Annotated in this window: 14 protein-coding genes; 5 read left to right on the top strand and 9 right to left on the bottom strand. The window is 57.4% G+C overall.

From position 1 onward, the window contains the following. Positions 1-938: 938 nt before the first annotated feature. Positions 939-1,571, bottom strand: coding sequence for a TetR/AcrR family transcriptional regulator (locus AC4HNJ_RS14350; protein WP_490480272.1), 633 nt, complete (start codon positions 1,569-1,571; stop codon positions 939-941). 123 nt (positions 1,572-1,694) lie between these two features. On the opposite strand from AC4HNJ_RS14350, the gene AC4HNJ_RS14345 reads away from it, so the two are divergent. The 3 genes from AC4HNJ_RS14345 (at position 1,695) to AC4HNJ_RS14335 (ending at position 4,009) form a co-directional block, all read left to right on the top strand. After that, positions 1,695-2,693 (top strand): SDR family NAD(P)-dependent oxidoreductase, encoded by a 999-nt coding sequence (locus AC4HNJ_RS14345; RefSeq protein ID WP_490480271.1) that lies wholly within the window; start codon positions 1,695-1,697, stop codon positions 2,691-2,693. Positions 2,694-2,868: 175 nt separating this feature from the next. Beyond that, a complete protein-coding gene (locus AC4HNJ_RS14340) occupies positions 2,869-3,615 on the top strand; it encodes an SDR family oxidoreductase (protein ID WP_490480270.1) in 747 nt (248 codons plus the stop codon). A gap of 121 nt (positions 3,616-3,736) precedes the next feature. Next, entirely contained in the window at positions 3,737-4,009 is a 273-nt protein-coding gene (locus tag AC4HNJ_RS14335) for a hypothetical protein (RefSeq protein ID WP_490480269.1), read from the top strand. 450 nt (positions 4,010-4,459) lie between these two features. Here AC4HNJ_RS14335 and msrB read toward each other — a convergent pair whose 3' ends face one another. The 5 genes from msrB to AC4HNJ_RS14310 all read right to left on the bottom strand — a co-directional run bounded on the left by msrB (position 4,460) and on the right by AC4HNJ_RS14310 (position 7,726). Then, a complete protein-coding gene (gene msrB / locus AC4HNJ_RS14330) occupies positions 4,460-4,891 on the bottom strand; it encodes a peptide-methionine (R)-S-oxide reductase MsrB (RefSeq protein WP_490480268.1) in 432 nt (143 codons plus the stop codon). Between the two features lie 338 nt (positions 4,892-5,229). Then, on the bottom strand, positions 5,230-5,523 hold the full coding sequence (locus AC4HNJ_RS14325) for a hypothetical protein (protein WP_490480267.1): 294 nt from the start codon (positions 5,521-5,523) through the stop codon (positions 5,230-5,232). 17 nt (positions 5,524-5,540) lie between these two features. Continuing rightward, entirely contained in the window at positions 5,541-6,287 is a 747-nt protein-coding gene (locus AC4HNJ_RS14320; RefSeq protein ID WP_490480266.1) for an SDR family NAD(P)-dependent oxidoreductase, read from the bottom strand. A gap of 44 nt (positions 6,288-6,331) precedes the next feature. Next, entirely contained in the window at positions 6,332-7,135 is an 804-nt protein-coding gene (locus AC4HNJ_RS14315; RefSeq protein ID WP_490480265.1) for a hypothetical protein, read from the bottom strand. A gap of 57 nt (positions 7,136-7,192) precedes the next feature. Continuing rightward, positions 7,193-7,726: a cupin domain-containing protein gene (locus tag AC4HNJ_RS14310; RefSeq protein WP_490480264.1), complete on the bottom strand. Its 534-nt coding sequence runs from the start codon at positions 7,724-7,726 to the stop codon at positions 7,193-7,195. 243 nt (positions 7,727-7,969) lie between these two features. On the opposite strand from AC4HNJ_RS14310, the gene AC4HNJ_RS14305 reads away from it, so the two are divergent. Together AC4HNJ_RS14305 and AC4HNJ_RS14300 are read left to right on the top strand one after the other, a co-directional pair. Then, positions 7,970-8,671: an SDR family NAD(P)-dependent oxidoreductase gene (locus AC4HNJ_RS14305; protein WP_490480263.1), complete on the top strand. Its 702-nt coding sequence runs from the start codon at positions 7,970-7,972 to the stop codon at positions 8,669-8,671. A gap of 117 nt (positions 8,672-8,788) precedes the next feature. After that, entirely contained in the window at positions 8,789-9,385 is a 597-nt protein-coding gene (locus tag AC4HNJ_RS14300) for a TetR/AcrR family transcriptional regulator (RefSeq protein ID WP_490480262.1), read from the top strand. Between the two features lie 164 nt (positions 9,386-9,549). Here the strand turns inward: AC4HNJ_RS14300 and AC4HNJ_RS14295 are convergent, their stop codons facing one another. The 3 genes from AC4HNJ_RS14295 to AC4HNJ_RS14285 all read right to left on the bottom strand — a co-directional run bounded on the left by AC4HNJ_RS14295 (position 9,550) and on the right by AC4HNJ_RS14285 (position 11,864). Next, entirely contained in the window at positions 9,550-9,798 is a 249-nt protein-coding gene (locus tag AC4HNJ_RS14295) for a hypothetical protein (RefSeq protein ID WP_490480261.1), read from the bottom strand. An 844-nt stretch (positions 9,799-10,642) separates the two neighbouring features. Then, positions 10,643-11,629, bottom strand: a complete 987-nt coding sequence (locus tag AC4HNJ_RS14290) for a hypothetical protein (protein ID WP_490480260.1) — start codon at positions 11,627-11,629, stop codon at positions 10,643-10,645. Between the two features lie 103 nt (positions 11,630-11,732). Further along, on the bottom strand, positions 11,733-11,864 hold the full coding sequence (locus AC4HNJ_RS14285; RefSeq protein WP_490480259.1) for a hypothetical protein: 132 nt from the start codon (positions 11,862-11,864) through the stop codon (positions 11,733-11,735). Positions 11,865-11,916: the final 52 nt, after the last annotated feature.

Below are 11,916 nucleotides of genomic sequence, written 5' to 3'. Positions count from 1 at the left end.
CCGATGGCATGCCGCCATCGGCCAACGCATTCCGGCCGTCGTTGACGCGATGGTCGGCAAAACTCCTATCGGACTGTCCAAGTTGGGTTGACCACTACAGACCGAAAGCTGGATTTACAAGGGGACCTTTATCCCTTTTACCGAAAAGTTCTTGTAGAAGTGTCCTTGTTAAAGAACCTCGACGATGCCCGATTTGCATCGATCGTAGCCGGCCAGGAAGACAATAAATTGGGTGATGCCGCAACGAAGTCCACGAGAGATCGTATTGGGATGGAAGAGCAGGCGATCTTAAATGCGGAGCAAGAGCTCTACTAAATGATCGGATGCAATCTCCCAGAGCATTTCACTACAGGGTGGGACGAGCACTGGTCCGCTCGGGACGAAACGTCAGAGTTAAGCGCGAACGGCCCAAAGTTGTCCGCCGACTCCAGCTCCGTAAAATCCGGGGCAGTTTGTCGGTGTGCCCGGCGAGAATGCGGCAGATTGTTGGTCGACCGGCGACTATGTGGCAGTTTGTTGGCTGCCAGGAGGCGGTTTCTTGGTTGCAGCGGGGGCAGTTCGTCGTCCTTAGACAGCGTGCAACAATTAAGGGGCAAACGACACACGTCCTGAAGCCTCATCGGCATCATCCTAAATTGCGCATAATGTATATTATGTAAAATTGTGGCTATCGCTACAATCGGCTGGCTCTGGCGCCCTGCTAGAACAACGACACACTGAAGTTGTGACCAAACCACTATGTGATGCTGTGACTTTGCCCCTTTTTTGCCCTGTGGCCAGCCAAGCCAAAAAACTCACAGCTTTAGTATTGTTCTACCGTGCTGTAATCGAGGCGCGAAATACTTTGCATCGGGAGATCGTCGCGTCGGCGCTAGAGCTTTGGCCTTATGAACGAGAATCTTTCCCCGTTCGCGACCTGATGCACTGACGTCATCTCTTCAAAGGTCCGGCGCCACAATTCCACGCCTCGACAGGAGCACTAAGTCGGCCGCTGCCTCAGCATCTTCGAGGAGCGTCTTGCGCGGTACGCCCATCTGCGCACGCATCGTCAGACCGCGGCCAAGGTCGAGCACCTGGCTCGCGCGGGCGGCTACGGGAAAGTCAGACGGGATTTCCCCCGCACTAATTCCGTCGCAGAGACGGCGTTCCACGAGCGCCAAACCGGCAGCTACGGCATCCTTCAGGAACTGCCTGACCTCAGCGTCGTCTACCAGCGGCGCGACGCACATCATGAGACATCCTGGGGCGGATCCTTCCTCGGTCGCAGCTTCTACGGCGTGCCTCAAAAAGCCGACCAGCGCGTCGCGAAGAGTCGGCGGCGAGAAAAGCGCCTTCGCAGCGCGAGCGCCTTTTGCCTCCGCATACGCCCGAAGAGCGCGCAAGAATATCGCCCGCTTATCCCCGAAGACGGCATATAGGCTCGGCCGTCCCACGCCCATGGCTGCGACGAGATCGTCGATCGTCGCACCGTCATAACCCTTCGACCGGAACACCCGCGTCGCCTTTTCCAGCGCGTCCCTCTCGTCGAAGCTTCGCGGACGTCCCCGCGGCTTGGCGGCATTCTGAAACATTTAGTTCAAAACTCCTTGACCACGACCTTGAGTCTATATAATGTAACCGAACAGTTCTAAAATGACAACGCGGCCCCGATCTTGTGGGGCGGCGTCGACCTTTCCATCGCCACGGAATCGCCCATGGAACATTCGATCGCTCTCGTCACCGGCGCCACCTCTGGGCTCGGCCATGCGGCAGCCCGCCTGCTCGCCGGAGAGGGTTGGCGCGAGATCATCGTCACCGGGCGCAGCCTGGCTCAGGCGCGGGAAGCAGCCGCCCAGCTCGCGGCGGAGACTAAGAAACAGATCTTCACCCCGCTGGCGCTGGATCTGAACACGCCGTCCAGCGTTCAGTCCGCCGTTGCCGAGCTCGTCAAGCGAGATCGGCCCATCGATTTCCTGCTGCTCAATGCGGGGCTGGTTCCAGGTAAGCAGCGCGTGCTTACTGCGGAGGGCATCGAGGCGTCTCAGGCCCCACTGATCGGCCATCATCGACTGACGGTCGGATTGCTCCGTGCCAACCTGCTTAGCCCCAACGCGCGGATTGTTATCGCCGGCGCGGAGCCTGCCCGCGGAGGCGTTCCCATGTTCAAGTACACCGACGTGCCGGCCTTCGCGGACAAACACTTCCAGGGTGACCAAACCGCCGCTGCCGAAGCCCTGCTTCGCAACGGGCCGCATGTGAAGTATGTGCCCAACACTGCGTATGCCGACGCGAAGCTCATTATCGCGTGGTGGGTCGCGGCGCTGGCGCGCCGGCTACCCTCCGGCATGGCCGTTTACGCTGTCTCGCCCGGTGCGTCGAACGCCACCAACGTGGCGCGAAACGCTGGCCCGTTGTTGAAGTATCTGATGATTCCAATCGTGAACCTCATTCCCGGCATGAATCAGACGCCGGAGACCGCGGCCCGTCGGTACCTCCAGGCGTCGGAGTTCGGAACCGACGTCTCAGGGCAATTCTTCGCCTCGGCTCAAGGGAAGTTCTCGGGCCCAATGGAAGTGCAACTCCAACCACACCTGCTCGATGGTGCCAACCAGGAAGCCGCCTGGCAGGCCGTCGTCAATGTCTCTGGCGTCGATTTAGTCGATTTCTCTTACTCGGCAAGTGTCCCGAAGGAGAGCCCGACGCGGCTGAACTGATCCGGGTAACCCGAGTCAGCCTGCAATTGCGGGGCCAAGCGGTCGTCCACAGGGGTCTTAGGGGCATTGTGAAATAAATAGTTCACAAATTCCTTGGGCACCGCTTTTGTGCCTAGCTTTCTTACCAATCAGTTCAAAATTAGCAAAGCAACCCTACGCTCACAAGGAAATACATATGGAACGGTACCAAGGTAAAAAGGTGGTGATTATCGGCGGCACGAGCGGCATGGGGCTCGCGACGGCGAAGATGCTCCTCGATGGAGGGGCACGTGTTCTAGTGACGGGTCGCTCGAAGGCCGGCCTGGAATCGGCGGAGAAAGAGCTCGGAAAGGGCGCCCTCGTGGTTTCGAGCGACGCGCGGTCGTTGACGGACATCGACGCCCTCGCCTCTCGGGTAAAGGCCGAGTTCGACACCTTCGACCTGCTTTTCGTCAATGCAGGTTTCAGCATTCCAACGCCTCTCGAGAGCGTGACCGAAGCCATCTATGACGAGATGTTCAACCTGAACGCCAAAGGACCGTTTTTCGCGGTCCAGAAGCTCGCACCGATGATCAACCGGGGAGGCTCCGTCGTCCTCACGACCTCCGTCGCCAACGTCAAGGGAATGCCCGGCCAAGCCACATACGGAGCCGCCAAGGCTGCGCTGCGATCATTCGCTCGGACGCTCGCTACTGAGTTGGTTCCTCGCGAGATTCGCGTCAACGCGGTGACGCCCGGTCCCATCGACACGCCGATCCTCGACAAAGTGTTTCCCGATAAAAACGTGCTCGCCCAGGTTAGGGAGAAGACGATTGGCATGATTCCCATGAAGCGCTTCGGGACGTCGGACGAGATCGCCAAGGCCGTCATCTTCCTCGCGTTCGATGCGACCTTCACGACTGGCGTCGAACTTCCGGTCGACGGGGGGTGGTCGCAACTCTGAAAAGCTAGTCCGCGTTTCGAAGTGAAGTGACGGCATGGCATTCAACTCCCGGTGGCTTTGAATGCCCATACCGAGATGATGCATTTCGCTATCCACGACCACTGTCCTCTGAAGGAATTCAATGAGCACGCACTCCGATTCTGATGTCAACGCCCGATTGGAAAATCTGGAGTCAACGGTGGTCCGATTATCGAAAGCGCTCTCAGACTGTGCGCGCTACGAGCAATCGCCGCATGTCTCGGCTGCGCGTGCCGCCAGGGCCTCTGCGAAAATCGCCGAGGACAGACCAGCGACCCATGTGAACCTGCCGATGCAAGCAAATGAAGGCGTGCGCTCGAAGATCCGAAACGCGCTCGCAATGACATGGGCAATCTTGGAACACATGAGCAGTTGATTCTCTCTAGTGGGATCGCCAGCGGCTCATCGGAACACGTCTTGTGCTGTGTTCAGAAATCGCCCACAACTTTTTCGGCACACCGTCGATCCATACGCTCAGGCAGGGGATTCGCACCTCACAGTCCGTACCCGCTCCGCTTTGGGTTGAGGGCTACCCTGCTCTACCCGCGATAGCCTGCTCTAATCGATTTTCCCTGACCTCTGGACTGGGTCCAGACTGCGTGAAAACGCAATTTGATCATTGACGATGTACCTTCTACGCGAAATCTAGCTGACTTACTGACCGCGAGTTGGTCAGACTCGCATCTACGTCGCCGATTTTGATCGAGAACCGCGCAATGAAAAGCTCCGCCTGATGTTTTCACACAGCCTCGGTCGAAAGCGGACCTTCGAGTTAGTCTTTAATAATTCCGGATACCAAGAAGCTATCGCTCCAGATCGTGCTACCTCACTGGGTCGAATTTGGTAGGAAGTTCATGGCGACCCCATTGATGCAATAGCGCAAGCCGGTGGGCGGAGGCCCATCAGGAAACACGTGCCCAAGGTGGCCGCCACACTGACTGCAATGAACCTCGGTGCGCACCATGCCATGGCTGGTATCCGTAGTGGTCTCGACCGAACCCGGCTCCGGCTCATTGAAGCTTGGCCAACCTGTTCCACTTTCAAATTTCTTTTTTGCGACGAACAACGGTTGATCACACCCTGCGCAGATAAACGTGCCCTTACGTTTTTCATAAAGCAGCGCACAGGTGCCTGCGCGTTCTGTCGCGTGGCCACGGAGCACGTTGTATTGCTCAGGGGTGAGGATCTTCCGCCACTCCTCGTCGGTGTGAGTGACTTCGAAATTGTGCGAAGAGCGACCATCCAAACGTGTTGTCATGGGTGCAGATCCAAGGAGAACTGCCCATTATTTCGTTGGTAGCCCATATTAAGTTACCTTGAATGCAACCGTGGACAGACTGGCGCGCGCGAGCCTTAATACTCCAACGTCGCCGTTTGACGCGATGAAGATGGCGCCCCACTCGGCGTCTTTGAACGCTGCGCGATCCACTTTCAATTATTGCTGCGATCGCCACACGGTGGCGGCTAGCTGTTCGATCGACGCGCGTAACGGCGACACCTTCGGGTTTGGTGTTTTACCGTGACTGAGCTTGCGCATCTGGAAACGCACCGCGGCCATGTTGGCCAACGAAGCAAGCGATTTGTTCTTCTACTAGGTCATGGGCATAATTCCGGAGCGTTGTCGATGCCCATACGCCAATCGACTGGCAGATACGGATCAATGGCCAACACGGTCGCGATGCCCACCATATCTACACCACTTTGGATCACCTGCTCAGCCACCTGTCGACGGCGGATGCCATCGGTCACCATCACGGGCATCGTAGCTACCTTCCGAATGTCACGGGCGAACTCTCGACCACGCGCGTGATCTTGACGTTGCCGACCTTCTAGCGATTGATTTTCCCCGTCATAAGGCCTTTGTTGTTTGTTCAAATGTTCAATGCTCATCGCGCCGCGTCTCTTCCTCAAACTGCGGTTAGCCCGCCATCGACCGCAAGGTCGATGCCGGCGACGAAACTGCTTTCATCCGAGGCTAGAAACAGCGCTGCGGCGGCGATCTCTTCCGGTCGGCCGAGGCGGTTGAGCGGGATTTGCGAGGTGATCTGCTTACGGGCTTCGGCGGCGCCCTCCTTGGACGGGAACTGCCCGTCGAACATCACCGTGTCGACTGGGCCCGGGCTCAGCACGTTTGTCCTGATCTTCCGATCCTTGAGTTCGCTGGTCCACGTCCGGGCGAACGACCGAAGCGCCGCTTTGGTGGCGCTGTAGGTGCTGCGGCCCGGAAGGCCTTTATTCTTCCCGGCGGATGCCACGAGGATGATGGAAGCGCCATCATTCAAGTGGGGCAGCGCCTTTTGAACCGAAAAATAAGTACCGCGGGCGTTGATGTTGAAGGTCTTGTCGAAATGCTCGGGCGTCGCGACGGCGGTCATCGTCTTTTCGACGAAAGCCGCGTTCGCAAAAATCACATCGATCTTGCCCTCCTTCGCAACGGTATCGTAGAGATGGTCGAGATCATCTAGATTTGAGATGTCAGCCTTTATGCCGGTGACGTTCTTGCCGATCTCCGCGACGGCTTTGTCAAGCTCCGCCTGTCGGCGACCGGCAATGAAGACATAGGCTCCCTCTTCAACGAACCTCTTTGCGGTCGCGAGGCCAATGCCGCTACTGCCCCCCGTGACGACGGCGATCTTGTTTTTCAATAATGGCATTTTGTTTCCTTCTTCGTTGTGAGTCAGCTTTGTCCGCGCGCGGACTATTTGGCTCTCTCCGACACGGTGCGCGCTACATCAAGGGCCGTCGCCCCGACCCTGGCACCGAGTCGGTATGCTGTTTCATTCACCGCCGAGATAATGCCCTGTGTCAGCGTTGACTCGCCATTACCGATACACGCCGAGTCCGCGGCGACCGTAGCGGCGGCAATACCATCAGCATCGAGAAGAGAAAGGGCGGCAGCACCCGCGCGATCCGCACCGAAGCCGGCATCGTTGAAGAAAACAAAGCGTGGCTTGAAGGAACGCGTAAATGGAGCAGCGCTTCTGCCGCCATGACTACCGCTTGCCACGACCAAGCCTGCATCTTCTGGAGTAGCAAATGAGATGGAGCCTATGCAGAGGATGCCGTCAACAAAGGCGCGTTCCTCTACCGGTGCCTCCACGTCTGCGTGGGGCCAAGGGGCAGACTTCAATAGCTCCACTGCTTGGGCGACGGTTTGACCGGTCTCTACGCCACACGTGGCCGCAAGTTTGTTGACGCGACTGATAATCCCGCGGTGGAGCATGTCTGCGGCGTCGCCGGCCCGAGCGCTGTCCGTTGCTACGGCAGCCATAGCCATGCCATGTTGGTCCGCCCAAGGCAGACCTCTGACCCCCGCCTCATCTCGACCTATGCCGCAGTCATGATGAATGGCAGCGCGAACGCCAGCTTTGGCCGAGAAATACGCGGCGTAAGCCGTGGCATTCGAACCGCCAACAACGATGGCACCGTTTGCTTCTGGAGGGAGCTTTACGACGCCATCAACCACCATCACAGGAACGTTCTCTTCTTTCAGTTTAGGCATTTTGTTTTCTTCCTCGTTAGGCGCAGGCGCGGGGAGCTGTTTGATGGCCCTTGTTACTCAGGTCGCTTTGCGTTCGGCCCCAAGCGTGACGATTAAAACCACGAAGGGTGCGCCGGAGCGGTTACGCCACTCGTGAAAGTTGCCATTCTGCACGACGAAATCGCCTACCTTGAGGTGGATTTCCTTCAACTCGCCGTCTTCGTCGGGGTAAGACATCTCCCCTTCGCCGCTAATCACGACCACGAGGTCGATGCTGTCGGTGCGGTGCATTCCCCCGCCCGATTTTCCGGGCGTCATGTTGTGACCCGTCCCGAAGTCGACCTTGGCCATAAGGGCTCCAAGATCCGGCACTTGGTTGCTCGTCTCCGGGGGAAATGACATGACGTCCACCCGGAGGGCACCTTTCGGACCGAAGAGGCCCTTTTGCTGGTACTCGCCGAGCACCTGCCCGGCTGTGAGGGGCAGGGTCGGAAGTTGGTCGAACCCCCAGATATTGGTGGGGAGATTGACCGAGGTCGTTTCGAGCAGATCGGTCGCCTGCACCGCGACGCCGGACTTGCTTTCCGCGGTAACAATTCTTCGTATCTTCATTTTGTTGTCTCTTTTGAACGTTGAGCAGCAACACGACGTTTGCTCAGATGACGAATCGAGGCAGTCCCGATCCCGTCGAGATAGGCGTGTTATCAAGACGCCGATTCTGTATCACACGCTATATTATGTGGACGAGCAGCGTCAAGCGTTTTATACTAGCCGCTATACAATCGCTCGCCGAGCGCGCCTAGCACCGTGACGTATTGGAGTAACGAGAGATGCAACCAATGAAGGAATATAGTGATGGCAAAATTTCCGTATAAGACCGCCCTCATCGTTGGCGCCGGACCAGGCATCAGCGCCTCACTCGCGCGTCGTCTTTCATCGCTTGGTGTGGGAGTTGGCTTGGCTGCTCGCGATATCGAGAAGCTCAAGGCACTGGCCGATGAGACAGGCGCAAAAACTTTCTCTGTGGATGCCACAGACTCCTCGGCTGTCGCGAAGCTTTTCCTCGATACCGAGCGCCTACTCGCCGAGCCCGACGTCGTCATCTATAACGCCGGCTCTCGCGTGGCCGGAAGGCTAGCTGATTTGGACCCTGCAGCCGTAGAAAGGTGCGTCGCTGTAAATGCTATCGGCGCCTTTCTCGTTGCACAGCAGGCGGCAAAGCGGATGGAGCCACGGGGACACGGGGCGATCGTATTCACGGGCGCGACGGCGGGCGTGAAGGGGTTTGCCAAGTCGGCCCCCTTTGCCATGGGTAAGTTCGCGTTACGAGGCCTTGCCCAAAGCGTGGCGAGGGAGCTGGGACCGAAAGGCATTCACGTGGCCCATTTCAACATCGATGGAGGTGTGCGTTCCGCCAGCTGGCCAGATCGTCCTGACCACCCGGACGGTACACTGGACCCGGATGCGATTGCGCAAACCTACACTGACGTGTTGTCACAGCCACGAAGCGCTTGGTCATTCGATGTCGATCTTCGCCCGTGGACGGAACAGTTCTGAGGACGCGGCGGTTCCCGCGTTTGTTCGCCAGATTGGCTCCAACTGTGCAAAAGCGCTGGCATTTGGAGGACGAGGCGTTAACGTTAAATGCTGCTTGCTATACAACGACGGAGTTAGATGAAATCGATGGGAAGGCCGCGCGAATTTGATATCGAGAAGGCGTTAGATAAGGCGGGTGAGTTGTTTTGGCGCAAGGGCTACGACGGCACATCGCTCTCCGATTTAACGGAAGCGATCGGAATCACACCGCCGAGCTTCTATTTCGCTTTCAAGAGCAAGGAGGCGCTCTTCAAACAGGTGGTTGACCGCTACCAATCTAGGCAGCAGCGCGGTTTCTTTGCGGAAGCCCTCAACCAAGCAACTCCTTTAGCCGTCGCGGAGCGGGTACTTTACGGCTTGGCGGACTCCTATACGTCGAAGCTACACCCGCGCGGATGTCTGGTGATCAACAGCAGCTTGCCATGTTCCGACGAAACGGAGAACTCTGTCCGGCATGAACTGGCCGAACTAAGGAAGGCGAACCGGATCGAGCTGCGGAAGCGCTTTAAGCATTTCCAGTCCAATGGCGCGCTCCCTGCTGATGCCGACCCCGACGCACTGGCACGGTATATCGTGACTATCGCATGGGGCATGGCGGTGGAAGCGCAGTCCGGGGCAACTCGGAGTGCTCTTCATCGCACGGTGAAACTAGCGTTAAACTCATGGCCGCCGTGAGAGCGGCGTTGCACCACCCGTGAAAAGCACCAGTGAAGAACTGATGTCGCAGGTGCCTGCATTCCCGCACCGAAATAAGCCATCAGCCGAGGTGTCATGACGCAGGCGACCTCGCGCGACGGCGCTGTTATGACGCCTGAATGCACGATGGAACCTCACGCGAATCACGGTGAGCCCGCCGGCGTCCCTTTGAGCCGTATTTCGGCGACGGCCATCGAAAAGGGTTCGGTCATCGACCGCCGAAAGAATTTTTGGGCCTCTTGAAACAACGCCATCGCCTCCAGGACCAACAAGACGGTCTGCGTCGTCGCATTTTCATTGAATCCCGGCGCTCTTATGGAGCGCAAGATAGAAAACACATTGCTATAAGTCTCGCCAGCCTTGAGCTGAGGAGTCAGATAGATGTCATCCACACTGCCTTTAGTGACTTTAGTAAAAGTTGATCCAAACGGGCCAAGGCATCACCGCCGGAATCGACCTCGCGCTGGCGATGATCGAGGAAGACTGCGGCACCGAAACATCCAAGGCCATCGCGCGACCTGGTGGTCTACCACCGCCGCAGCGGAGGACAGTCGCAGTTTTCGACCATGCTCGATCTTGAGCCGACCCCGGGTCGTATCCGCGACGCGCTGGCCTACGCTCGCCAGCACCTCAAGGAACATCTTTCCGTCGAGCCGCTAGCCGAGGTAGCCAATATCAGTCCACGCCAGTTCGCACGCCAGTTCACTACCGAAACCGGCGACGCCCCGCCCGCGCTATCGAGCGCCTGCGCTTCGCAAGGCAGGTCGGCTTCGACATGGAGCGCATGCGGCGAGCCTGCCTGTGCATCTATGGGCTCTCACCCCAGGCTTTGCGCCGCCGTAGCCGCGGTTTGCGTGGCTAGCGCAGGGCGTGGGAAGCACGTTGTCTATCTGGTGGGAGAGGTACTGAGCACTTCTCTACCCCCGATAACGCGCCCTAATCGCGACAAGGGAGAAGTTCATCCCCTAACTGCATCATCTTTTGCGCAATACCCGCGTAACCATGTCCCCTTTTTCAAAGTATCCGTGTAACCACGTCATCTTTTGACAAGTTGTAGTTCGCTCTAAATCGGGAAATCGACCTATGTCATTGCATTTTATGCAATTACTCAAGAGGCTCGATCGATGACAGAGTTACGTGGAGAGCGACAGCAATATCAGCCAACCACTTCAGTGTTGCCCTGGGGGCCGGCAACACGGCACCAACGATTGAGCCATGCATAAAAAATAGCCGCCGCTACGTCTTGCTTGGTGATGCAGATGAATCGCTCAATGTCCCGTAGAAAATACGAGTCTTCGACATCTGTGCTCTTACTAGTACGCCCTTCATCGGGTCGATCTTGTATACCGGTACGTTGTTCAAGTACACAGTGATTGTATAAGGCTGGTGGAACCGTTGTGACAGCGCCGAATACGCCATGAGTTCTGCAATGTATTCGTGCTCACTGGCCGTAGCGTAAAGCGAAGGAAAGGGCGTGTCTGCCAGTGCCTTGTAAACGGCGGGTGCCGCTGAAATATCAACGTCCTTTCCACCATGGTGGTAGCAGCCGACTTGCAATGCGGCGCTGCCATACGCGGGAACGGGCTTTTTCCAGTCGACCCAGACGCCCTGCCCGAACTCACCAATGGGCTTGTCTAGTCCGCGCTTCTTGGCCGTATCAAGGGTGAGTCCAATCGACGCATCGACGACATGGGTGGATTCATGCAACAGGATATAGGTCAAGGCGGGCATCCGGCCGGCGTCGATAACCACGCGCGAACCAGGATTTTCGTGCGCGAAGCATGCGTTTTCCTTGTGGTTCACGAGTTGCGAGACTGTTTCGTGCAACACGCCGGCTCGAATAGTGATGTTGAAGAACCCCGGCCGCCCTTTCGCAGGGTAAGTCAGGGCACTGTTGGGCATGCCGTTGGCGAAACTGATGGATGCCAGATGCTGCAGCATCACGCGTTGCTGAAGCGGCGCAAGTGCTGTCAGCGATTGTCGGACCATTTGCCGCTCTTCCGGTGTCAGTGCGTGAGACGTAATATGCTCATGGTTGCCCTCCGAACCCATAATGTCGAGAAATGCGGTGGGCAGGCGTGTGACACGCGAAGGCAGTACTTGCGCATCCGTGGCGGATTGGTTTGCACCCGAGATTCGGTATCCTGAGCTGAAAGCGGTGCCCACGCATGAAACGAGGGCAAGGCCGACGAGAAACATGTTCACGTTACGCTTGTTCCGCATGATTTTCCTCGCTATATAGATATCGCTTCGTAAAGTTCAGTAATCAACAGGTCGTTGAAATACCAGACGGCTTGCCAATGCAAGCGCTTCAGCATCTTCAACATTACGAATTCATAAATTCGATAATGCGTCGTGCAACCGTACGTGGCGCTTCTTCCGGCAAGTAGTGCCCGCAGGCATTCAGTACCCCGCCACGCACATCGTCGGCGACCAGCTTCATCGTCTCGATCGGCATCGCGCCAACACTTTGCCGTTCGCCGAAAGCCAGCATCCTTCGAAGAAATGTC

This window comes from Dyella sp. SYSU CM1112 (genome assembly GCF_058216415.1).
This window is presented reverse-complemented; position numbering and strand designations above follow the sequence as displayed.